This is a genomic window from Streptomyces sp. NPDC033221 (assembly GCF_055577005.1).
In genome coordinates this window covers 128,933-149,297 of the sequence record NZ_JBVIQN010000002.1, presented here as the reverse complement: position 1 = coordinate 149,297, position 20,365 = coordinate 128,933, and the positions used below count along the sequence as shown (strand labels likewise).

Below are 20,365 nucleotides of genomic sequence, written 5' to 3'. Positions count from 1 at the left end.
CTCCTCGTAGCTTTTTCGCGCCTGAGTCGGGGCGCGGTGATCCCTCGTGGTCCATTGTCCCCGATGGCCGGGGTGCGGCCACTACCGGGTCGGGTCCTCACCCCGGTCCAGGGACTTCCACATCTCTTCCGGGCGTTCCGGGTCGGCGGCGGCGGAGCGGCGCGGGCTGCGGGGGGCCGCGCCGGCGCGCTCGTAGCGCCCGGACATGGCGGGCCAGTGGCGCCCGTACAGCAGGGCCAGCACTCCCGCGACCAGCAGCAGGAGGCCGCCGACGACCGCAGCCCAGGGCCAGAAGGTGTGCGAGACGTCCTGTACGCCGGCGTCGGACAGTCCGGTGGCGGTGGCCGCCTTCTCGCGGAGCGCCGCGGTGTCGGAGATGCCGAGGTACGCGCCGACGACGGTGCCCAGGCCGCTGAGGGCGAGCAGCGCGGCGACCGCCACCCGGCCTGCCCCGCGTACGGCGAAGAGGGCTACCAGGGCGGCGAGCCCGACGATGGCGAGGGCACCGGGCACGCCCGTGACGTCCTGGCCCGAGGCGGTCTGCGGCAGCTGCCCCTGGGCGACGACGGCGGTGGCCTTGGCCCAGGTGCGGCCGGAGGCCAGCAGCACGACGGCAGCGCCGGCCGCGCCGGCGATCAGCGCGAGCGCCAGGCTCTTTCCGCTGCGTGCGGGCTTGGGCGGCGGAGACGACGGGGACACCGTCGCGCCGGTGCGGGGGTGGTCTACGGCAGTCACGCCTACCACTGTACGGAGGCGGTGCCTCCAGCCGCCGTCCGCGGTACCCCTACCTGGCGGACGCCCTGCTCAAGCCGTCTCCCGCCCGCGGCATCCGGTCCTCCCGGAGACCCTGCTCAGGCCCCCAGCCCGTTGGCCGTGTGCACGGCCCGCAGCACGGCGGCGGCCTTGTTGCGGCACTCCGTGTCCTCCGCCACCGGGTCGGAGTCCGCGACGACGCCCGCGCCCGCCTGGACGTACGCGGTGCCGTCCCGCAGCAGTGCCGTGCGGATCGCGATGGCGGTGTCGGAGTCGCCGGCGAAGTCGAGGTAGCCGACGCAGCCGCCGTACAGGCCGCGCCGGGTCGGCTCCAGCTCCTCGATGATCTGCATCGCGCGGGGCTTGGGGGCGCCGGAGAGGGTGCCCGCGGGGAAGCAGGCGGTGAGCACGTCGAAGGCGGTGCGGCCCTGCGCCAGCTGGCCGGTCACCGTGGAGACGATGTGCATGACATGGCTGTAGCGCTCGACGGACATGAAGTCGACGACCTCGACACTGCCGGGTTCGCAGACCCGGCCCAGGTCGTTGCGGCCGAGGTCGACGAGCATCAGGTGCTCGGCGCGTTCCTTGGGGTCGGCCATCAGCTCGTCGGCGAGGGCCTGGTCCTCGGGGACGGTCGCGCCGCGCGGCCGGGTGCCCGCGATGGGGTGCAGCGTGGCCTGCCCGTTCTCGACCTTGACCAGTGCCTCGGGGCTGGACCCGACGATGTCGACGCCGTCCTCGAAACGCAGCAGGTACATGTACGGGCTGGGGTTGGTGGCCCGCAGCACCCGGTAGACGTCCAACGCGGAGGCGGTGCACCCGGTTTCGAAGCGCTGCGAGGGCACGACCTGGAAGGCGTCGCCCGCGCGGATGCGCTCCTTCACGTCCTCGACCGCGTCCTGGTAGGCGGGGCCTCCCCACTTCGCGGTGTACGGGGGCAGTTCGGAGGGCGGCAGGGCCGCGGCGCTCGCGGGGGCCGGGCGGGCCAGGTCGTAGGCCATGCTGTCCAGGCGGGCGACGGCGTCCGCGTACGCCTCGTCCACGCCCGTCTCCAGGTCGTTGTGGTTGATGGCGTTGGCGATCAGCAGGACCGTGCCGTTCCAGTGGTCCAGTACGGCCAGGTCGGAGGTGAGCAGCATGGTCAGCTCGGGCAGCCCGAGGTCGTCCGTGGTGCTGTCGCCGATCTTCTCCAGCCGGCGCACGATGTCGTAGCCGAGGTAGCCGACCATGCCGCCGGTGAAGGGCGGCAGGCCCTGGCCCTCGATCAGGTCGCGCGGGGTGTGCAGGGCCTCGACGGTGGCGCGCAGCGCGGCGAGCGGGTCGCCGTCGGTGGGCACGCCGACCGGCGGGGCGCCCAGCCAGTGGGCCTGCCCGTCGCGCACGGTCAGTGTGGCGGCGCTGCGGACGCCGACGAAGGAGTACCGGGACCAGGTGCGGCCGTTCTCGGCCGATTCGAGCAGGAAGGTGCCCGGGCGTTCGGCGGCCAGCTTGCGGTAGAGGCCCACCGGGGTGTCGCCGTCGGCGAGCAGGCGCCGGGTGACGGGGATGACCCGGCGGTCCTTCGCGAGCGTACGGAAGTTCTCCAGGTCCGGTGTGGCGGTGCCGGTGGTTCCCGAGGTCATGGCGCGGAGCCTACTGCCCTTCGGTGAGCACATCCTCATCAAAGCAGGTGCGGGCGCCGGTGTGGCAGGCCGCGCCGACCTGGTCGACCTTGACCAGGATGGTGTCCGCGTCGCAGTCCAGGGCGACGGACTTCACGTGCTGGATATGTCCGGACGTATCGCCCTTGACCCAGTATTCCTGGCGGCTGCGGCTCCAGTACGTGCAGCGGCCGGTGGTGAGCGTGCGGTGCAGCGCCTCGTCGTCCATCCAGCCGAGCATCAGCACCTCGCCGGTGTCGTACTGCTGGGCGATGGCGGGGACCAGACCGTCGGCGTCCCGCTTGAGGCGGGCGGCGACGGCCGGGTCGAGCTGGGAATTCGGGACGCGGCTGCTCATGGGTCCATTGTGCCGTGCGCCGGGTGGTGCGGACGGCCGGTGCGCCCGGTGCCCCGGACGGCCGGTGCTCCGCGGACGGCGCGCGCGGAGCGGAGGGCGTACGGCATCCTGCACCCATGACCCGCCAGCCGCCGCCTCCGGACGCCGACCGCACGGCGAAGGTCGCGGCGGCGGTACTGCTCGCGATCTTCGTCGCGGGGCTGCTGGTCGCCGCCGTACTGCTGCTGCGGAGCTGATCGCGTACGGCGGTCGCGGCGCCGGTGGCATACGCGGCGCGTGGCGCCGTGGCACCCGCCGCGCCCCGGTCGTAGGGTGGTCGCATGTCGACCCATGCGAAGCGTGAACGGCTGCTCCTTGCCGACCTGTTGGAGGGCGCCGGGCCCGATGCCCCGACGCTGTGCGGAGGCTGGACCACCCGGGACCTCGCCGCACACGTGGTGGTGCGCGAGCGGCGCGCGGACGCCGCCGGGGGCCTGGTCCTCAAGCCGCTGGCGGGCCGCCTGGAGCGGGTGCAGCGGGAGTTCGCCGAGAAGCCGTACGAGGAACTGCTGCGGCTCATCCGGTCCGGTCCGCCCCGGCTGTCACCGTACGCGCTCAAGCAGATCGACGAGGCGGCCAACACCGTGGAGTTCTTCGTCCACTCCGAGGACGTGCGGCGGGCCGGTTCCGACTGGACGCCGCGCGAGCTGGACCCGGTGTTCTCGGACGTGCTGTGGTCGCGCCTGGAGAAGATGACGCGGCTGCTGGGACGCAAGTCGCCGGTGGGGCTGGTGCTGCGCCGCCCGGACGGCCGGACGGCGGTCGCACGCCGCGGTACGCCGGTCGTCACGGTCACCGGCGAGCCGGGTGAGCTGCTCCTGTTCACCTTCGGGCGGCAGACGGTGGCCGATGTGCAGTTGGACGGGGACAAGGACGCGGTGGCCAAGGCGCTGGAGGCCCAGCTCGGCCTGTAGACCCGCGGGCCCGGGGGCAGCCGGCCCGGACCGGCTGCCCCCGGGCGCTCACCGCGTCCGCTCGATCTCGTAGAGCCCGCCCGGCTCCTGGAGTTCCAGCGCGCGCAGCTGCCGGTAGTCCGCCTCGATCTGCCGTTCGTCCTCGTGCAGGAGGTAGCAGACGCCGGGTGACGTCGCGGCGTTCACCGTGGGGCTGAGGTAGGCACCGGCCCGTACGCCGAGGTAGTGATCGGCGTACGACGGCAGCTCGCGCAGCCGCTCGAACCCGTCCAGGGAGGTCAGCCGCCCCGCGAACGGGGAGATCAGCGAGACATAGCGCAGTCCGGTGCGCGGCTCGGCCGGGATCGCCGCGCGGGCGGCGAAGGCGGCCGGGTCGCTGGCCGCCAGGGCCGTCAGCTCCACGTGGTTGGTGCCGAAGCAGCGGCTGACCACGTGCGGCAGGATGCTGCCGGCCAGCCGCGCGCCGGTCTCGATCAGAACGGGCCCCTCGTCGGTCAGCATGACCTCCGAGTGGGCGGGCCCGTGGCGGACGCCGAGCGCGTCCAGGACGCCCAGGAGGTACGGCTTGAGGGCGGCGGCCGCGGGGTCGTGCGCGGTCAGCGGCTCCTCGTAGTCGTAGATCGACGCCCCGTTGCGGCCGCGCCGCTTGTGGTAGCGCCAGATCTCCGCGATGTGGTGGCGCCCGCCGACGCTGACGGTGTTGGCGAAGTACTCGGTGCCGGTCAGGCGCTCCTGGAGGACGACGGTCTTGTTGCGGTTCCCCTGGATGTTGGACGAGCTGAGGATGTGGCCGAAGGAGGTGCACAGTTCGACCGGGTCGGCACAGAAGAAGACATTGTCGGTGCCCGCGCTGTCGGCGGGTTTGACCACCAGCGGCCAGCGGCCGTGGGCCCGGGCCCACGAGAGGGCGGTGTCGAAGCGGGAAGTGCGCAGGGTGTCGGGGGCGCGCAGGCCGTGGGCCCGTACGGCCATGGCCATGTCGTACTTGTCGCGCCGTACCCGCCGCTCGTCCGGGGCGTTGCCGGGCAGGTCGAGGCGGCGGGCGAGGGTGTCGGCGAGGTCGACGCCGGTCTCGTTGCCGGGGAGGACGAAGGCGGGGGCGGCCGGGCGCACCGCCTCCAGCAGCGCCTCCAGGTCGCCGTCGTGCACCAGGGTCTCGGTGAAGGCTCCTTGCGGGAAGGTGCGTCGCAGGTAGTCGGGGATGGCCGGGGTGCTCTGCACATGGACGCACTTGACCCCGCGTTCGGCGAGGGCGGCGGGCAGGAAACGGCCGGTGGAGTAGGCGTCAACGATCAGACACTGCATGGGTCCTGCTTTCCTGCGCCACCGCGGCCGGGGGCGCGCCCCGGCGGGCCAGCAGCCCGATCGCGATGAAGACGGTGATCACGGCGATGCCGAGGGTCGACGGCACCGAGAACGTCAGCCGGGAGTCGGCCAGCTGGACGAGAAGGGTCATGGCGGGCGCGAGCGCGCAGATCATGGAGGCGGTCATCGGGGTCACCTTGCGCACCCCGATCTGCACCAGATAGGCGGGGATCGAGACGCCGATGACGGCCACCACTGCACCCGGCACCAGCGCGTGGCCCAGTTGCTCGGCGCCGGAGAAGCCGGCCAGCGTCCAGCCGACGGCCGCGACCAGGCCGAACCGCAGGCCCATGACGGTGGGTACGTCCACGCCGGCCGCGCCCAGGCGGGCGGAGAAGACGACGTTGGCGGCCCCGCCCGCGCCGGAGGCGACCGCGGCGCACAGGCCCAGCGTCATGGCCAGGGCGGCGCGGTCGCCCACCCCGCTGCGGCCGTCCAGCGACGCCCAGACCAGTCCGGCCAGGGTGAGCAGGATGCCGGCCGCGGAGAGGATCTCGCCGGGCAGTACGCGGTCCCGTTTCCACCACAGGGCCTGGAGCAGGACGGTGAAGGCGGGGCCGATGGCTATCGACACCACGTTGGTGACGGCCGGTTCCATGAGCCTGAGGGCGTACAGCAGGGTCAGCCAGGTCACGGCGGTGGTGACGTTGAGGACGAGCAGGTCGACGGCGTGCGCCCGGACGACCGCGAGGAGCCGGGCCGGGCGCAGCCGGACGACGGTGAGCAGGCAGAAGAACGCTCCGGTGAGGGTGAAGGCGACCGCGGCCACACTCCCCGGGTCCACGTGCTGCAGGCGTTCGGAGGCGAAGACGTCCACCAGGGCGGAGAACAGGCTGAAGACGAACAGCGCGAGCACGGCGCCCCCTCAGTGCCGCGGGCGCGGGCCGAAGACCGCCTCGCCGACCCGGACCGTGGTGGCGCCCTCGGCCACCGCGGTCTCGAAGTCGGCGCTCATCCCCATGCTGAGCTGCCGCAGGCCCGACGCCTCGGCCAGCGCGCGCAGCGTGCGGAAATGCGGGCGGGGATCGCCCCCGTAGGGCGGGATGCACATCAGACCGACGACGGGCAGCCCGTACGTGTCCACGCACTCCTTGACGAACGCGGCCGCCCCGGCGACGGGCACGCCGCTCTTGTGCGGCTCGTCGCCGGTGTTGACCTGGACGAAGCAGTCCGGGCGGCATCCGGTGCGGTCCATGGCGGTGGCCAGGGCCGCGGCCAGGCGCGGCCGGTCCAGGCTGTGCAGGACGTCGAAGGCGCGGACGGCCGCGGTGGCCTTGTTGGTCTGCAGCGGGCCGATGAGGTGCAGCCGGGTGCCGGGGTGGCGTTCCCGCAGCGGCGGCCACTTGGTCTGCGCCTCCTGCACCCGGCTCTCGCCGAAGTGGCGCTGCCCGGCCTCCAGGGCGGCGGTGAGCGCGGGCGGGCCGTGGAACTTGCTGACGGCGACGAACCGTACGTCCCGGGGCGGCACCCCGGCCCGCGCGCAGGCCAGGGCGAGGCGGCCGGTGACGGCGGCCAGGCGCTCCGCGAGGTCCGGCTCCGCGAGATCCGGCTCCGCCGTGGCCGGGTGTTCGGCGGTCATGAGCCCGCCTCCGTCCCGTACTGCTCGTACCGGCCGTCCCAGATGCTGAGGTACTTCCAGGCCGAGTCGAACAGCACGGTGACCACGACCTCTTCGGGCGGCAGGGTCCTGGCCAGCCGCTGGGCGGCGAAGATGTTGCCGCCGGCGGTGGGCCCGACGGGCAGTCCCTCCTCGGAGATGAGGCGTTTCATGGTGGTCCAGCCGTCGTCGCCGGTGATCAGTCCGACCTCGTCGACGAGTTCTTCGCGCAGGTTGGACGGCACCTTGCCGGGGCCCAGGCCCATCAGGTTGTGGGTGTGGTGCTCGAAGGGCAGGCCGTTGCGCTTGGCGTACAGGGCGGCCGAGCGGTCCACTTCGACGGCCCAGGTGCGCAGGCCGGGGTGGGCGTCCTTGAGGACGTCGGCGATTCCGGTGAAGGTGCCGCCGGTGCCGATGGAGCAGATGAAGTGGCCGGGGGTCGCGCCCGCCGCGCGCAGGTCGGCGACGATCTCCTGGCCGCAGGAGCGCCAGGCACGCCAGTTCAGTTCATTGGTGGACTGGTCGAGGAAGTGGCTGCCGGCGTTCTCGGCCACGTACCGCCGGGCGGTCTCCTCGCCTTCCAGGAGGAAGCCGTGTGCGGAGGTCTCGACGACCGTTCCGCCCCAGGACGCGATCTGTTTCCGGCGTTCTTCGGTCATGCCTTCCGGCATGATGATGACGATGCGGTATCCGCGCTGTGCGCCGACGCGGGACAGTGCGGCGCCGCCATTTCCGGTCGAACATTCGACCAAGGTCATGCCGGGGCTGATCGTGCCGGCCTTCTCCAGTTCATCGATCATGTAGGAGAAGACGCGGTCCTTGTGACTTCCGGTGGGATTGCGGAATTCGCATTTCGCGAATATCCGGGCGGCTCCGGGCTCGGCAATGTGACGCAGTTCGTACAGTTGTGTGCCACCGGTCTCGGCGCCGGGGCTGGTCGTGCTCACACAGAACTCCTCGGGCGGGTGTGAACGGGTGTGATCCGGCATGCGCGGATCCGCGGAAACGCGCGGCGCGAGGGCGTGCGGCGCCGTTTCCCCTGCGGCGGTCAGCCCAGGACGGCCACGCGCCCGGAGTCCGGGTCGACGGCGATCCGGATGACGGAGCGGACCTCGATGCCGAACCGTTCGGCGACCCGCTGCCGGCCGCCGTTCTCCGGTTTCTCCACCGCCACCAGGATTTCCTCGACGCGGGCACCGGCTGCCCGGACGGCCTCGATCAGGGCGATCAGGGTGCCGCCGGTGCTGATGGTGTCGTCGACGATGGTCACCCGGTCGCCCGGCTCGACGCCGTTGATGAAGAGCGTGCCCGCGAAGTACTCGCTGTCGATCGGCACCGAGATGCCGTGGCCGCCCAGGTCGTAGGTGTACCAGCGGGCGACGGCGAGCGGCAGTCCGACGGCCAGCGAGACCGCGCTGCCGAGAATCGCTCCCTTGTCCTCCTCGACCAGGATCTTCCCGGCCTCGAAGGCGCCCAGTTCGACCAGCCGGCTGGTCGCTTCCGCGAGTACTTCCGGGCGGAGTGCGGGTGATTGGTCGGTAAATTCATTCACCGTGGTGAGGTGGCGTCCGGATTTGACGGTCGGCGCTCCCGCGTAAACCTCTTCGAGCAACATCGGCATTCCTTGCCTTTCCCCCGTGGCGCCCAATGCTGTGCCGTCATTCGGCGAGTGCAGCCTTTTTTACCGCCCCAAAAGTAGAAAAGGCAATGGCCGCCCTGGCTTCTGCCTGGAAACAGCCTGTTCACCTTGGGACCACTGTGCCTCGCGCCGGTTCACGCCCCCTGCCACCTGGGCGGCGGCCCGGCCGAGGGCACGCGCCGGCGCGACCGTGTGGCCGGAAATCACCGTTCGCCGGGGCCCGCCCGGGGCCGTCGGCGCGCCGGGATCCGTCACGCATCCGACCGCTCCAGCCCCAGGTGTGCCAGCAGTATCCGCCGGAGTTCCCGGGCGGCCCGCGGCGGCGAGACGTCCCCCCGGTGTGCCACCGAGATCACCCGGTGCATGTCCGGGGTGGCGAATCGGGTGACGCGCAGCCCGGAGCGTTCGGCCACCATGCTGGGCACGACCGCGACACCCAGCCCGGCCCGTACGAACCCCAGGACCGCGTCCATCTCACCGCCCTCCACGGTGAAGACCGGCTCGAACCCGGCCGCCCGGCACGCGGCCGTGGTGAACTCCCGCAGGTCGTAGCCGCGCCGGAACATCGCCAGCGGACGGTCCTGAAGGTCCTCGACGCGCATCCGCCGGCCGCCGCCCACCGGGGCCGGACGGTCCGGCGCGGAGACCACGACCAGCTCCTCGCGCAGCAGTTCGGCGGTGGCCAGGGCCGGGGCCTGTTCCGGGAGCGGCGTGATGATGAGCGCGAGGTCCAGTTCGCCGTCCGCCAGGACGCGTACGAGATCCTGCGACCCGTCCTCGTGGACGACCAGTTCCACCCCCGGATAGGCGGTGTGGAAGATGCTCAGTACGTCCGGGACGAGGCTCGCGCACAGGCTGGGCGGCGCGCCGAGCCGCAACCGGCCGCGCCGCAGCTGGGCGACCTCCTGGACCTCGCGCCGGGCGGTGTCGGTGTCGGCGAGGATGCGCCGGGCCAGCGGCAGCAGAGTCCGGCCCGCGTCGGTGAGGGTGATGTGGCCGCGCGCCCGGTGGAACAGATCGGCGCCCAGCTCCCGTTCCAGGGCCTTGATCTGCTGCGAGAGGGAGGGCTGTGCGACGTGCTCGCGTTCGGCGGCGCGGGTGAAGTGACGGGTGTCGGCGACCGCCGCGAAGTAGCGGAGCTGCTGGAGCTGCATGGCTCCGATGATAGGCGTAGATAGGGAATGGCTATGGAGATGAGCCGCACCATGTCTTGGACTGATGGGCCGGCCGGTCCTTAACGTCAGGACTCATGGCACTGGACACCCGGACGGAACGACGGCCGTCCTTCGCGGGCCTGCTGTGGCGCTCGACCGTCGGCAAGAAAACCGCGATGGCGGTCAGCGGCGTGGTGATGCTGCTGTACCTGGTCGCGCACATGCTGGGCAATCTGAAGATCTTCTTCGGTTCCGACGAGTTCAACGGCTACGCGCACTGGCTGCGGACCGTCGGCGAACCGTTCCTGCACCATGAGTGGTTCCTGTGGCTCGCGCGGGTGGTGCTGCTGGCCGCCGTCCTCACCCACGCCGTGGCCGCCTTCCAGCTCAGCCGCCGCGACCTCAAGGCGCGGCCGAGCAAGTACGTGCACAAGAAGCAGCGCACGAGCTACGCCACCCGCACCATGCGCTGGGGCGGCGTCATCCTGGCCCTGTTCATCATCTGGCACATCCTGGACCTGACGACGCTGACGGTGAACCCGCGGGCCGAGGCCGGGCACCCGTACCAGAACCTGATCGCCTCCTTCGACCGCTGGCCCGTCACCACCCTCTACATCGTGGCGATGCTCGCCCTCGGCCTGCACGTGCGGCACGGGTTCTGGAGCGCCGCGCAGACGCTGGGCGTCGGCAGCGCCGCCCGTGACCGGGTGCTCAAGACCGTCGCCAACCTCCTCGCCCTGGTGCTGACGGCGGGCTTCGTCGCCGTACCGGTGGCCGTCGTGACCGGAGCAGTGAGCTGACCATGACCTCCTACACCGAGTACGCGACCGGGGAACCGGTCGCCGACACCAAGGCGCCCGAGGGCCCGGTCGCCGACCGCTGGGACACCCGCCGCTTCCAGGCGAAGCTGGTCAACCCGGCCAACCGCCGCAAGCACACCGTCATCGTCGTCGGCACCGGCCTGGCGGGCGGCTCGGCGGGCGCCACGCTCGCCGAGCAGGGCTACCACGTCGTGCAGTTCTGCTACCAGGACTCGCCGCGCCGCGCCCACTCCATCGCCGCGCAGGGCGGCATCAACGCCGCCAAGAACTACCGCAACGACGGCGACTCCGTACACCGCCTGTTCTACGACACCGTCAAGGGCGGCGACTTCCGCGCCCGCGAATCCAACGTGCACCGCCTGGCGCAGATCTCCGTCGAGATCATCGACCAGTGCGTGGCCCAGGGCGTGCCATTCGCCCGGGAGTACGGCGGCCTGCTCGACACCCGCTCCTTCGGCGGCGTCCAGGTCTCCCGTACGTTCTACGCCCGCGGCCAGACCGGACAGCAGCTGCTGCTCGGCGCCTACCAGGCACTCTCCCGCCAGATCGCCGCCGGCAACGTCGAACTGCACCCGCGCACCGAGATGCTGGATCTGATCGTCGTCGACGGCCGGGCGCGCGGCATCGTCGCCCGCGACCTGGTCACCGGCCGGATCGACACGTACTTCGCAGACGCCGTCGTGCTCGCCTCCGGCGGCTACGGCAACGTCTTCTACCTGTCGACCAACGCCATGAACTCCAACGCCACCGCCGTCTGGCGCGCCCACCGGCGCGGCGCGTACTTCGCCAACCCCTGCTTCACCCAGATCCACCCCACCTGCATCCCGCGCACCGGCGACCACCAGTCCAAGCTGACGCTGATGAGCGAGTCGCTGCGCAACGACGGCCGCATCTGGGTCCCGAAGGCCCAGGGCGACACGCGGCCGCCCGCCGAGATCCCCGAGGCCGAACGCGACTACTACCTGGAGCGGATCTACCCCTCCTTCGGCAACCTCGTCCCCCGCGACATCGCCTCCCGCGCCGCCAAGAACGTGTGCGACGAGGGACGCGGCGTCGGCCCCGGCGGCCAGGGCGTCTACCTGGACTTCGCGGATGCCATCGCCCGGATGGGCCGCAAGGCCGTCGAGGAGAAGTACGGCAACCTCTTCGACATGTACGAGCGGATCACCGCCGAGAACCCGTACGAGGTCCCGATGCGGATCTACCCCGCCGTGCATTACACGATGGGCGGCCTGTGGGTCGATTACGACCTCCAGACGACCGTTCCCGGCCTGTTCGCGATCGGTGAGGCCAACTTCTCCGACCACGGCGCCAACCGGCTCGGCGCGTCCGCCCTCATGCAGGGCCTCGCCGACGGGTACTTCGTCCTGCCCTCGACCATCAACGACTACCTGGCCCGCCACCCCCACCACGACGAGATCACCGCCGGCCACCCCGCCGTCCAGGAAGCCCTCGCCGAGACGGAGGACCAGCTCAACCTCCTGCTGTCCGTCGACGGCGACCGCACCCCCGACTCCTTCCACCGCGAACTGGGCGAGCTGATGTGGGAGCTGTGCGGCATGGCCCGTACGGAGACCGGCCTGCGCAAGGCGCTCGACCGCATCCCGCAGATCCGCCAGGAGTTCTGGCGCCGCATCAAGGTGCCCGGCACCGGCGAGGAGTTCAACCAGTCGCTGGAGAAGGCCAACCGCATCGTCGACTACCTGGAGCTGGCCGAGCTGATGTGCCTCGACGCGCTGCACCGCGCCGAGTCCTGCGGCGGCCACTTCCGCGAGGAGTCGCAGACCCCCGACGGAGAGGCCGAGCGCCGCGACGAGGCGTACTCCTACGCCGCCGCCTGGGAGTTCACCGGCACCGGCACCGCTCCCGTCCTGCACAAGGAAGACCTGGTCTTCGAGTACGTCCACCCCACCCAGCGGAGCTACGCATGAAGCTCACCCTGCGCGTCTGGCGGCAGAAGAACGCCGACGCCGACGGCGGCATGTCCACCTACGACGTGGACGGCATCTCCCCCGACATGTCCTTCCTGGAGATGCTCGACACCCTCAACGAGGAACTCATCCTCAAGGGCGACGACCCGGTCGCCTTCGACCACGACTGCCGCGAGGGCATCTGCGGCGCGTGCAGCCTCGTCATCAACGGCGACGCGCACGGCCCGGAGCGCACCACCAGCTGCCAGCTGCACATGCGGTCCTTCCGGGACGGCGACACGATCGACGTCGAGCCGTGGCGCGCCTCGGCCTTCCCCGTCGTACGGGACCTGGTCGTCGACCGGTCCGCCTTCGACCGGATCATCCAGTCCGGCGGCTACATCACCGCGCCGACCGGCGCCGCACCCGAGGCGCACGCCGCGCCCGTACCGAAGCCGGACGCCGACTTCGCCTTCGAGCACGCGGAGTGCATCGGCTGCGGCGCGTGCGTGGCGGCCTGCCCGAACGGCTCGGCGATGCTGTTCACCTCGGCGAAGGTCAACCACCTCAACGTGCTGCCGCAGGGCGCGCCGGAACGCGAGACGCGGGTCCTGGACATGGTGGCCACCATGGACGACGAGGGCTTCGGCGGCTGCACCCTCGCCGGGGAGTGCGCCACCGCCTGCCCGAAGGGCATCCCGCTGTTCAGCATCACGAAGATGAACCGGGAGTACGTACGGGCGGCCCGCAAGGGCAGGCGGTGACGCGAAAGCCACCGCCTAATCGAACGCGCCGTGCCTGCGCAGCCACGCCATCGGGTCGACCGCCGACCCGTAGGCGGGGGTCGACCGTACCTCGAAGTGCAGATGCGGTCCGGTGACGTTGCCGGTGGAACCGGACCGCCCGATGCGCTCACCGGCGCCGACGGTGGCCCCCACCGGCACCCGGATCTGCGAGAGGTGCGCGTACTGCGTGTACGACCCACTGTGGTGCCGTACGACGACCTCGTACCCGAAGGCGCCGCCCCAGCCGGCCTTCACCACGGTCCCGCCCCGGGCGGCGCGTACGGCGGTGCCCACCGGCACGGCGAAGTCCTGCCCGGTGTGCCCGTGCGCCCAGTGGCCGCCACCGGCCCCGAAGCCGGCCGTGAGCGTGCCCCCTCTGACGGGCCGTACGGCGTCACCGGCCGCGGCGCGCACGGTGGACCGCTCGGCGGCGCGGGAGGTACGCCGCAGCTGGGGGACCGTCCCGCTGACCTTCAGCTCGGCGCCGACCCTGAGCAGGTTCGGATTGCCGCCGACCACGGACCGGTTGCGTGCGTAGAGCGTGGTCCAGCCGCCTTTGACCCCCTGCTTCGCGGCGATCTCGGAGAGGCTGTCACCGGGGGCGACGGTGTACGTCCCGCCGTCCGCGGCGGAGGCGACGGACGCGCCGACGACCGGCAGCGCGAGGGTGGCGGCCGCGGTCGAGGCGCGGGTGAGTAATCGCCCCGCACCACTGCGGCGACGGGGGGCTCGGTGACGGCCGGTCGGGGAGAACATCATGGCGGGGCGTCCTTCCGGTGGGCATCCGGGATCCGAACGCCAGCACGGTATGGAGCCCCCGGCCATGAACACAAGCACCATGGGCGAATCGGTCAGCGGCTGTCCCGATAGGCCCGTTACGCGCCGGGGCCCGCGTGGTCACTTACCGCGCGGGCCGCACCTGGTTACGTCCTACTTCACTTTCCAGTCACGCAGGCGCAGTGCCGTTTCCAGCAGACCGGCTTCACCGCTGCGCAACTCGCGCACCAGATGCGCCATCGCACCCAGCGGCGGAGCAACCGGTTCGCCGGAGTCCGCCATGTATGTCTCGGCACAGGCCGCCCCGATCGCGGCGTTGTAGTCCGAGAACGGCTGCAGGAGCAGCGCCGTGTGCAGGAAGCTGGCGGCCCGGGTGGCCGTTTCCTCGTAGTACGCCTCTCCCGCGAAGCGTTCGTACTGATGACGCTGGGCCATGCAGTACAGAGCACCCCAGTCCCGTACGGGGGTGTTCTCGGGCGAGACCTCGATTTGTACGTTGAGGATCCACCCGGCGTCGACGTAGAGGATCACCGCAGGCCTTCCGGGAAGACCTGCTCGAATTCGGCCTTGTACTCCAGCGCCTTCTTCGTGGCTCCCTCGACGAACCGCTGCTTCTGCCGCCGCCGCACCACGCTCTCGGTCAGTATTCCGTGCGCCAGCCGCTTGATCGCGACGCCCTGCTCCTTGGCCTCGGCGCGCAGTTCGGCCAGCTCTTCCTCGGTGAACTCAATCGTGATTCCAGGCATATGCGCAGGCTAGACCCGGCACCACCTTGATCACTACCACATTCACTACCAGGGGTGAACCGGAAGTGCGCCGCCCCCCCCGCGCGCCCTTCACCTCACCGGATGCCCAGCCCCCCGCAACGTCTCCTTCACCTCACCGATCCGCAGATCTCCGAAGTGGAAGACGGACGCGGCCAGGACCGCGTCGGCGCCGGCCTCGACGGCCGGCGGGAAGTCGGTGAGGCGGCCCGCGCCGCCGCTGGCGATGACCGGGACCGTGACGTGCTTGCGGACGGCGGCGATCATCTCGGTGTCGTAACCGTCCTTGGTGCCGTCGGCGTCCATGGAGTTCAGCAGGATCTCGCCGGCGCCGAGTTCGGCGGCGCGGTGCGCCCATTCGACGGCGTCGATGCCGGTGCCGCGGCGGCCGCCGTGCGTGGTGACCTCGAAGGAGCCGGTGTCGGTGCGGCGGGCGTCGACGGACAGGACCAGGACCTGGCTGCCGAAGCGTTCGGCGATCTCACGGATCAGGTCGGGGCGGGCGATGGCGGCGGTGTTGACGCCGACCTTGTCGGCGCCGGCGCGCAGGAGTTTGTCGACATCCTCGGGTGCGCGGACGCCACCGCCGACGGTGAGGGGGATGAAGACCTGTTCGGCGGTGCGGCGGACCACGTCGTACGTCGTCTCGCGGTTGCCGGAGGAGGCCGTGATGTCCAGGAACGTCAGCTCGTCGGCGCCCTCGGCACCGTAGACCTTGGCCATTTCGACGGGGTCGCCGGCGTCGCGGAGGTTCTTGAAGTTGACGCCCTTGACGACCCGGCCGTTGTCGACGTCCAGGCAGGGGATGACTCGGACCGCCAGGGTCATGTGCTCGTGGCCTCTCTGAATGCTTCGAGTTCGACTTCGACCAGTACGCGCGAGTCGGCGAAGCCGGAGACCACGACCAGGGTCGCGGCGGGCCGTACGGCGTCGAAGAGTTCCTTGTGGGCGCGGGCCGCCTCGTCCACGTCCCGTGCGTGGGTCAGGTACATCCGGGTGCGGATGACCGAACCGGCCCCGAGCCCGAACGGCTCCAGGGCCTCCAGCGCGCTGGTGAAGGCGACCTTCGTCTGCTCGTACGGGTCGCCCTCCCCGTACAGCACGCCGTCGACCAGTGGCATCGTGCCGGCGACCAGGACGCGGTCGCCGGCCGCCACGGCGCGCGCGAAGCCGATGATCTCTTCCCAGGGACTGTCGGTCTGCGCGCGCTCGATGGTCATGACGAAACGGCCTCCAATGCCTCTTCCAGGGTGAATGCCTTGGCGTAGAGCGCCTTGCCGACGATGGCGCCCTCGACGCCTTCCGGTACCAGGGTGGCGATCGCGCGGAGGTCGTCAAGGGAGGAGACGCCGCCGGACGCGACGACCGGCTTGTCGGTCGCGGCGCAGACGCCCCGCAGCAGTTCCAGGTTGGGGCCCTGGAGGGTGCCGTCCTTGTTGATGTCGGTGACGACGTAGCGGGCGCAGCCCTCGGAGTCCAGGCGGGCCAGCGTCTCGTAGAGGTCGCCGCCGTCGCGGGTCCAGCCGCGGCCGCGCAGGGTGGTGCCGCGGACGTCCAGGCCGACCGCGATCTTGTCGCCGTGCTCGGCGATGACCTTGGCGACCCACTCGGGGGTCTCCAGCGCGGCCGTACCGAGGTTGACGCGCTTGCAGCCGGTGGCCAGCGCGGCCTCCAGGGAGGCGTCGTCGCGGATGCCGCCGGAGAGTTCGACCTTGATGTCCATGCGCTGGGCGACCTCGGCGATCCGCGCGCGGTTGTCGCCGGTGCCGAACGCCGCGTCGAGGTCGACCAGGTGCAGCCACTCGGCGCCGGACCGCTGCCAGGCCAGTGCGGCCTGCAGCGGGTCACCGTAGGACGTCTCGGAGCCGGACTCGCCGTGCACGAGGCGGACCGCCTGGCCGTCGCGGACGTCGACGGCGGGGAGGAGTTCGAGCTTGCTCATCGCGGAAGGTCCTAGAGGGTCTTGGTCCAGTTGGACAGCAGCTGGGCGCCGGCGTCGCCGGACTTCTCGGGGTGGAACTGGGTGGCCCACAGCGGGCCGTTCTCGACGGCGGCCACGAACGGCTCGCCGTGCGTGGCCCAGGTGACCTGGGGTGCGCGGATGTGCGGGTTGCCGACTTCCAGCTCCCAGGCGCCCACGGCGTAGGAGTGCACGAAGTAGTAGCGGGCGTCGGCGGACAGGCCGTCGAAGAGCCGAGTGTCCTCCGGTGCCCGGACGGTGTTCCAGCCCATGTGCGGGACGACATCGGCCTTGAGCGGGCCGACCGTGCCGGGCCACTCGTCCAGGCCCTCGGTCTCCACGCCGTGCTCGATGCCGCGGGAGAAGAGGACCTGCATGCCGACGCAGATGCCCATGACCGGGCGTCCGCCGGACAGCCGGCGGCCGATGACCCAGTCGCCGCGGGCCTCGCGCAGGCCCTTCATACAGGCGGCGAAGGCGCCGACGCCGGGGACGAGCAGCCCGTCGGCGTTCATCGCCTTGTCGTAGTCACCGGTGATCTCCACATCCGCGCCGACGTGGGCGAGGGCGCGCTCTGCGGAGCGGACATTGCCGAAGCCGTAGTCGAAGACGACGACCTTCTTCGCGGGTGCGGTACTCAATTCCACACATCCAGACGGAGCACGCCGGCGACCAGGCACATGGCCGAGCCGATGCCCAGCAGGACGAGCACGCTCTTGCCCATCCCCTGCTTCCAGAAGGAGTAGAGCCCGCCGAGCAGGAAGAGGCCGAGCACGATGAAGACGGTGGACAGGCCGTTCACAGGGCTCCCTTGGTGGACGGGAGGATGCCGGCGGCGCGCGGGTCGCGCTCGCTGGCGTAGCGCAGCGCGCGGGCCAGCGCCTTGAACTGGCACTCCACGATGTGGTGGGCGTTGCGGCCGTACGGGACGTGGACGTGCAGGGCGATCTGCGCCTGCGCGACGAAGGACTCCAGGATGTGCCGGGTCATCGTCGTGTCGTACGTGCCGATCATCGGCGCGATGTTCTCGGGCTCGGTGTGCACCAGGTAGGGACGCCCGGAGAGGTCGACGGTCACCTGGGCCAGCGACTCGTCCAGCGGGACGGTGCAGTTGCCGAAGCGGTAGATGCCGACCTTGTCGCCGAGGGCCTGCTTGAAGGCGGCGCCCAGCGCGAGGGCGGTGTCCTCGATGGTGTGGTGGGTGTCGATGTGCAGGTCGCCGTCGGTCTTGACCTTGAGGTCGAACAGGCCGTGCCGGCCGAGCTGGTCGAGCATGTGGTCGTAGAAGCCGACGCCTGTCGACACATCGACCTGCCCCGTGCCGTCGAGATCGATCTCGACCAGCACCGAGGTCTCCTTCGTGGTGCGCTCCACGCGCCCAACGCGGTTCATCGGTTCTCCTTCAGTACTGCACGGACCGCGTCGAGGAACGCGTCGTTCTCGGCGGGGGTTCCCGCGGTGACCCGCAGCCAGCCCGGTACGCCGTTGTCACGGACCAGGACGCCGTGGTCGAGGAGCGCCTGCCAGAAGGCGTGCTGGTCCTCGAACGAGCCGAACTGGACGAAGTTGGCGTCGGAGTCGACCACCTCGCAGCCGGCCGCGCGCAGCTCGTCCACCAGCCGGTCGCGCTCGGCCTTGAGCTGGTCGACGTACTTCAGGAGCGTATCGGTGTGCTCCAGGGCGGCGAGCGCGGTGGCCTGGGTGACGGACGAGAGGTGGTACGGCAGGCGGACGAGCTGGACGGCGTCGACCACGGCCGGGTCGGCGGCCAAGTAGCCCAGGCGGAGCCCGGCGGCGCCGAACGCCTTGGACATGGTGCGCGAGACGACCAGGTTGGGGCGGCCCTCGATCAGCGGGAGCAGCGAGGGGCGGTGGCTGAACTCGCCGTACGCCTCGTCCACGACGACCAGCGCGCCGCCGGTGTCGGCGCGGGCGGCCTGCGCGGCCTCGTACAGCGCGAGAACCGTTTCGGCGGCGACGGCGGTGCCGGTGGGGTTGTTGGGCGAGCAGACGAAGACCACGTCGGGCCGCTGCTCGCCGATGGCCGCGACGGCGGCCTCGACGTCGATGGTGAAGTCGTCGTTGCGCGGGCCGGAGAGCCAGCCGGTGCCGGTGCCGCGGGAGATCAGGCCGTGCATCAAGTACGAGGGCTCGAAGCCGATGGCGGTGCGGCCGGGCCCGCCGAAGGTCTGCAGCAGCTGCTGGATGACCTCGTTGGAGCCGTTGGCCGCCCACACGTGGGCCGCGGTGACCTCGTGGCCGCCGGTGCGCGTCAGGTAGGCGGCCAGTTCGGTGCGCAGCTCCACCGCGTCCCGGTCGGGGTAGCGGTTCAGCTCGCGGGCGGCCTCGGTGACCCGCTCGGCGATCCGCCGTACCAGGGGCTCGGGCAGCGGGTACGGGTTCTCGTTGGTGTTCAGGCGTACGGGGACGTCCAGCTGCGGCGCGCCGTACGGGGACTTGCCGCGCAGCTCGTCCCGGATGGGAAGGTCGTCGATCTTCGTCACGTGCTCGCTCACTCGCCCTGCGGGATCTTCCAGTCGAACCTGGCCTTCAGCGCCGCGCCGTGGGCCGGGAGGTCCTCGGCCTCGGCGAGGGTCACCACATGGTGGGCGACCTCGGCCAGCGCGTCGCGGCTGTAGTCCACGACGTGGATGCCGCGCAGGAACGACTGGACGGACAGGCCCGAGGAGTGGCAGGCGCAGCCGCCGGTGGGCAGGACGTGGTTGGAGCCGGCGCAGTAGTCGCCGAGGGAGACGGGCGCGTACGGGCCGACGAAGACCGCGCCGGCGTTGCGCACGCGGGCGGCGACGGCGGTCGCGTCGGCGGTCTGGATCTCCAGGTGCTCGGCGCCGTACGCGTCGACGACCTTCAGGCCCTCGTCCACACCGTCCACCAGGACGATCGCGGACTGCCGGCCGGCCAGCGCGGTGCCGATCCGCTCGGTGTGCTTGGTGGCGGCCACCTGGGTCTTCAGCTCGGCCTCGACGGCGGCGGCCAGTTCGGCCGAGTCGGTGACCAGGACGGCGGCGGCCAGCGTGTCGTGCTCGGCCTGGCTGATCAGGTCGGCGGCGACGTGCGCGGCGTCGGCGGTGGCGTCCGCGAGGACCGCGATCTCGGTGGGCCCGGCCTCCGCGTCGATGCCGATGCGGCCCTTGAGCAGGCGCTTGGCGGCGGCGACGTAGATGTTGCCGGGGCCGGTGACCAGGTTGACCGGGCGGCACTCCCCGGTGCCGTACGCGAACATGGCGATCGCCTGGGCGCCGCCGGCCGCGTACACCTCGTCCACGCCGAGCAGGGCGCAGGCGGCGAGGATGGTCGGGTGCGGCAGGCCGCCGAACTCCGCCTGCGGCGGGGAGGTGACGGCGACGCCTTCGACGCCCGCCTCCTGCGCGGGGACCACGTTCATGACCACGGAGGACGGGTAAACCGCCAGGCCACCGGGTACATACAGGCCGACGCGCTCGACCGGGACCCAGCGCTCGGTGACCGTGCCGCCGGGGACGACCTTGGTGGTGACGTCGGTGCGGCGCTGCTCGCGGTGGACGATCCGGGCGCGCCGGATCGACTCCTCCAGGGCGGCCCGGACGGCCGGGTCCAGCTCCGCGAGCGCCCGCTGAAGCGCCTCCACGGGCACGCGTACGCGCTCGATGGCCACCCCGTCGAACCGATGGGCGTACTCGATCAGCGCGGCCGTCCCACGATGGCGCACGTCCTCGCAGATGGGCCGCACCTTCTCCAGGGCGGCTTCCACGTCGAACTCGGCACGGGGCAGCAGGTCGCGCAGGGCGCCGCCCTCGGGGAGGGCGGCACCGCGCAGATCGATTCGGGAGATCACCCCTCCAGTGTCTCAGACCCGTTCCCGGACCCGAGCGCCCGTACCAGTCGGTGA

At 71.5% G+C, this 20,365-nt stretch carries 24 protein-coding genes; 4 read left to right on the top strand and 20 right to left on the bottom strand.

The genetic code is table 11. The annotated features are described in order from the left end of the window. Nucleotides 1–81: 81 nt before the first annotated feature. From ACZ53K_RS02800 to hisI, 3 genes are all read right to left on the bottom strand, one after another. Nucleotides 82–735 carry a TIGR02234 family membrane protein gene (locus ACZ53K_RS02800; RefSeq protein ID WP_468831203.1) on the bottom strand — a complete coding sequence of 218 codons (654 nt, stop codon included), beginning with the start codon at nucleotides 733–735 and terminating at the stop codon, nucleotides 82–84. Between the two features lie 116 nt (nucleotides 736–851). Then, entirely contained in the window at nucleotides 852–2,375 is a 1,524-nt protein-coding gene (locus ACZ53K_RS02795) for an anthranilate synthase component I (RefSeq protein ID WP_468831198.1), read from the bottom strand. A gap of 10 nt (nucleotides 2,376–2,385) precedes the next feature. Beyond that, a complete protein-coding gene (hisI, locus tag ACZ53K_RS02790) occupies nucleotides 2,386–2,751 on the bottom strand; it encodes a phosphoribosyl-AMP cyclohydrolase (protein WP_468831195.1) in 366 nt (121 codons plus the stop codon). Nucleotides 2,752–3,071: 320 nt separating this feature from the next. Here hisI and ACZ53K_RS02785 point away from each other — a divergent pair, with 320 nt between their 5' ends. Beyond that, nucleotides 3,072–3,704 carry a TIGR03085 family metal-binding protein gene (locus ACZ53K_RS02785; RefSeq protein WP_468831192.1) on the top strand — a complete coding sequence of 211 codons (633 nt, stop codon included), beginning with the start codon at nucleotides 3,072–3,074 and terminating at the stop codon, nucleotides 3,702–3,704. 48 nt (nucleotides 3,705–3,752) lie between these two features. Here ACZ53K_RS02785 and ACZ53K_RS02780 read toward each other — a convergent pair whose 3' ends face one another. The 6 genes from ACZ53K_RS02780 to ACZ53K_RS02755 all read right to left on the bottom strand — a co-directional run bounded on the left by ACZ53K_RS02780 (nucleotide 3,753) and on the right by ACZ53K_RS02755 (nucleotide 9,459). Further along, nucleotides 3,753–5,009 carry an ATP-grasp domain-containing protein gene (locus ACZ53K_RS02780; RefSeq protein ID WP_468831189.1) on the bottom strand — a complete coding sequence of 419 codons (1,257 nt, stop codon included), beginning with the start codon at nucleotides 5,007–5,009 and terminating at the stop codon, nucleotides 3,753–3,755. Beyond that, a complete protein-coding gene (locus tag ACZ53K_RS02775; protein ID WP_468831186.1) occupies nucleotides 4,990–5,925 on the bottom strand; it encodes an EamA family transporter in 936 nt (311 codons plus the stop codon). The genes ACZ53K_RS02780 and ACZ53K_RS02775 overlap by 20 nt, the downstream gene beginning before the upstream one ends. A 9-nt stretch (nucleotides 5,926–5,934) precedes the next feature. After that, nucleotides 5,935–6,648 carry a YggS family pyridoxal phosphate-dependent enzyme gene (locus ACZ53K_RS02770; protein ID WP_468831183.1) on the bottom strand — a complete coding sequence of 238 codons (714 nt, stop codon included), beginning with the start codon at nucleotides 6,646–6,648 and terminating at the stop codon, nucleotides 5,935–5,937. Then, complete coding sequence (locus tag ACZ53K_RS02765; protein ID WP_468831180.1) at nucleotides 6,645–7,613, bottom strand: PLP-dependent cysteine synthase family protein; 969 nt, start codon at nucleotides 7,611–7,613, stop codon at nucleotides 6,645–6,647. The genes ACZ53K_RS02770 and ACZ53K_RS02765 overlap by 4 nt, the downstream gene beginning before the upstream one ends. Nucleotides 7,614–7,714: 101 nt before the next feature. Further along, nucleotides 7,715–8,281, bottom strand: coding sequence for a phosphoribosyltransferase family protein (locus ACZ53K_RS02760; RefSeq protein ID WP_468831177.1), 567 nt, complete (start codon nucleotides 8,279–8,281; stop codon nucleotides 7,715–7,717). A 275-nt stretch (nucleotides 8,282–8,556) separates the two neighbouring features. Beyond that, a complete protein-coding gene (locus ACZ53K_RS02755; protein WP_468831174.1) occupies nucleotides 8,557–9,459 on the bottom strand; it encodes a LysR family transcriptional regulator in 903 nt (300 codons plus the stop codon). A gap of 95 nt (nucleotides 9,460–9,554) precedes the next feature. On the opposite strand from ACZ53K_RS02755, the gene ACZ53K_RS02750 reads away from it, so the two are divergent. Genes ACZ53K_RS02750 through ACZ53K_RS02740 form a run of 3 tightly spaced genes read left to right on the top strand, consistent with a single transcriptional unit; the run spans nucleotide 9,555 to nucleotide 12,954 of the window. After that, the gene (locus tag ACZ53K_RS02750; RefSeq protein WP_468831171.1) at nucleotides 9,555–10,259 is read left to right on the top strand and encodes a succinate dehydrogenase cytochrome b subunit; all 705 of its coding nucleotides are present in this window, start codon (nucleotides 9,555–9,557) and stop codon (nucleotides 10,257–10,259) included. A gap of 2 nt (nucleotides 10,260–10,261) precedes the next feature. Next, nucleotides 10,262–12,211 carry a fumarate reductase/succinate dehydrogenase flavoprotein subunit gene (locus ACZ53K_RS02745; protein ID WP_468831168.1) on the top strand — a complete coding sequence of 650 codons (1,950 nt, stop codon included), beginning with the start codon at nucleotides 10,262–10,264 and terminating at the stop codon, nucleotides 12,209–12,211. After that, a complete protein-coding gene (locus tag ACZ53K_RS02740; RefSeq protein ID WP_468831165.1) occupies nucleotides 12,208–12,954 on the top strand; it encodes a succinate dehydrogenase/fumarate reductase iron-sulfur subunit in 747 nt (248 codons plus the stop codon). The genes ACZ53K_RS02745 and ACZ53K_RS02740 overlap by 4 nt, the downstream gene beginning before the upstream one ends. Nucleotides 12,955–12,969: 15 nt before the next feature. Here the strand turns inward: ACZ53K_RS02740 and ACZ53K_RS02735 are convergent, their stop codons facing one another. The 11 genes from ACZ53K_RS02735 to hisD all read right to left on the bottom strand — a co-directional run bounded on the left by ACZ53K_RS02735 (nucleotide 12,970) and on the right by hisD (nucleotide 20,311). Further along, nucleotides 12,970–13,734, bottom strand: a complete 765-nt coding sequence (locus tag ACZ53K_RS02735) for a LysM peptidoglycan-binding domain-containing M23 family metallopeptidase (protein ID WP_468831162.1) — start codon at nucleotides 13,732–13,734, stop codon at nucleotides 12,970–12,972. 171 nt (nucleotides 13,735–13,905) lie between these two features. Then, nucleotides 13,906–14,283 (bottom strand): hypothetical protein, encoded by a 378-nt coding sequence (locus ACZ53K_RS02730; RefSeq protein WP_468831159.1) that lies wholly within the window; start codon nucleotides 14,281–14,283, stop codon nucleotides 13,906–13,908. Next, a complete protein-coding gene (locus tag ACZ53K_RS02725) occupies nucleotides 14,280–14,498 on the bottom strand; it encodes a hypothetical protein (protein ID WP_030375788.1) in 219 nt (72 codons plus the stop codon). Before ACZ53K_RS02725 ends, ACZ53K_RS02730 begins: the two co-directional genes overlap by 4 nt. A gap of 90 nt (nucleotides 14,499–14,588) precedes the next feature. Further along, entirely contained in the window at nucleotides 14,589–15,344 is a 756-nt protein-coding gene (hisF, locus tag ACZ53K_RS02720) for an imidazole glycerol phosphate synthase subunit HisF (protein WP_468831156.1), read from the bottom strand. Beyond that, complete coding sequence (locus ACZ53K_RS02715; RefSeq protein WP_468831153.1) at nucleotides 15,341–15,736, bottom strand: RidA family protein; 396 nt, start codon at nucleotides 15,734–15,736, stop codon at nucleotides 15,341–15,343. The genes hisF and ACZ53K_RS02715 overlap by 4 nt, the downstream gene beginning before the upstream one ends. Continuing rightward, nucleotides 15,733–16,458 (bottom strand): bifunctional 1-(5-phosphoribosyl)-5-((5-phosphoribosylamino)methylideneamino)imidazole-4-carboxamide isomerase/phosphoribosylanthranilate isomerase PriA, encoded by a 726-nt coding sequence (priA, locus tag ACZ53K_RS02710; RefSeq protein ID WP_468831150.1) that lies wholly within the window; start codon nucleotides 16,456–16,458, stop codon nucleotides 15,733–15,735. The genes ACZ53K_RS02715 and priA overlap by 4 nt, the downstream gene beginning before the upstream one ends. Before the next feature lie 11 nt (nucleotides 16,459–16,469). After that, nucleotides 16,470–17,117, bottom strand: a complete 648-nt coding sequence (gene hisH, locus ACZ53K_RS02705; RefSeq protein ID WP_468831147.1) for an imidazole glycerol phosphate synthase subunit HisH — start codon at nucleotides 17,115–17,117, stop codon at nucleotides 16,470–16,472. Continuing rightward, nucleotides 17,114–17,278 carry a hypothetical protein gene (locus ACZ53K_RS02700; protein WP_030020918.1) on the bottom strand — a complete coding sequence of 55 codons (165 nt, stop codon included), beginning with the start codon at nucleotides 17,276–17,278 and terminating at the stop codon, nucleotides 17,114–17,116. The genes hisH and ACZ53K_RS02700 overlap by 4 nt, the downstream gene beginning before the upstream one ends. Continuing rightward, nucleotides 17,275–17,868 (bottom strand): imidazoleglycerol-phosphate dehydratase HisB, encoded by a 594-nt coding sequence (gene hisB, locus ACZ53K_RS02695; RefSeq protein WP_003984418.1) that lies wholly within the window; start codon nucleotides 17,866–17,868, stop codon nucleotides 17,275–17,277. Before hisB ends, ACZ53K_RS02700 begins: the two co-directional genes overlap by 4 nt. Continuing rightward, on the bottom strand, nucleotides 17,865–18,980 hold the full coding sequence (locus tag ACZ53K_RS02690) for a histidinol-phosphate transaminase (RefSeq protein WP_468831142.1): 1,116 nt from the start codon (nucleotides 18,978–18,980) through the stop codon (nucleotides 17,865–17,867). Before ACZ53K_RS02690 ends, hisB begins: the two co-directional genes overlap by 4 nt. Before the next feature lie 8 nt (nucleotides 18,981–18,988). Then, entirely contained in the window at nucleotides 18,989–20,311 is a 1,323-nt protein-coding gene (gene hisD, locus ACZ53K_RS02685) for a histidinol dehydrogenase (protein ID WP_468831139.1), read from the bottom strand. Nucleotides 20,312–20,365 lie beyond the last annotated feature (54 nt).

Excerpts from the sequence above, each read along its gene's own strand:
- ACZ53K_RS02795 (WP_468831198.1), bottom strand. The coding sequence starts at position 2,375 with ATGACCTCGGGAACCACCGGCACCGCCACACCGGACCTGGAGAACTTC.
- hisI (WP_468831195.1), bottom strand. The coding sequence starts at position 2,751 with ATGAGCAGCCGCGTCCCGAATTCCCAGCTCGACCCGGCCGTCGCCGCC.
- ACZ53K_RS02785 (WP_468831192.1), top strand. The coding sequence starts at position 3,072 with ATGTCGACCCATGCGAAGCGTGAACGGCTGCTCCTTGCCGACCTGTTG.
- ACZ53K_RS02780 (WP_468831189.1), bottom strand. The coding sequence starts at position 5,009 with ATGCAGTGTCTGATCGTTGACGCCTACTCCACCGGCCGTTTCCTGCCC.
- ACZ53K_RS02770 (WP_468831183.1), bottom strand. The coding sequence starts at position 6,648 with ATGACCGCCGAACACCCGGCCACGGCGGAGCCGGATCTCGCGGAGCCG.
- ACZ53K_RS02760 (WP_468831177.1), bottom strand. The coding sequence starts at position 8,281 with ATGTTGCTCGAAGAGGTTTACGCGGGAGCGCCGACCGTCAAATCCGGA.
- ACZ53K_RS02755 (WP_468831174.1), bottom strand. The coding sequence starts at position 9,459 with ATGCAGCTCCAGCAGCTCCGCTACTTCGCGGCGGTCGCCGACACCCGT.
- ACZ53K_RS02750 (WP_468831171.1), top strand. The coding sequence starts at position 9,555 with ATGGCACTGGACACCCGGACGGAACGACGGCCGTCCTTCGCGGGCCTG.
- ACZ53K_RS02745 (WP_468831168.1), top strand. The coding sequence starts at position 10,262 with ATGACCTCCTACACCGAGTACGCGACCGGGGAACCGGTCGCCGACACC.
- ACZ53K_RS02740 (WP_468831165.1), top strand. The coding sequence starts at position 12,208 with ATGAAGCTCACCCTGCGCGTCTGGCGGCAGAAGAACGCCGACGCCGAC.
- ACZ53K_RS02735 (WP_468831162.1), bottom strand. The coding sequence starts at position 13,734 with ATGATGTTCTCCCCGACCGGCCGTCACCGAGCCCCCCGTCGCCGCAGT.
- ACZ53K_RS02725 (WP_030375788.1), bottom strand. The coding sequence starts at position 14,498 with ATGCCTGGAATCACGATTGAGTTCACCGAGGAAGAGCTGGCCGAACTG.
- hisF (WP_468831156.1), bottom strand. The coding sequence starts at position 15,344 with ATGACCCTGGCGGTCCGAGTCATCCCCTGCCTGGACGTCGACAACGGC.
- ACZ53K_RS02715 (WP_468831153.1), bottom strand. The coding sequence starts at position 15,736 with ATGACCATCGAGCGCGCGCAGACCGACAGTCCCTGGGAAGAGATCATC.
- priA (WP_468831150.1), bottom strand. The coding sequence starts at position 16,458 with ATGAGCAAGCTCGAACTCCTCCCCGCCGTCGACGTCCGCGACGGCCAG.
- hisB (WP_003984418.1), bottom strand. The coding sequence starts at position 17,868 with ATGAACCGCGTTGGGCGCGTGGAGCGCACCACGAAGGAGACCTCGGTG.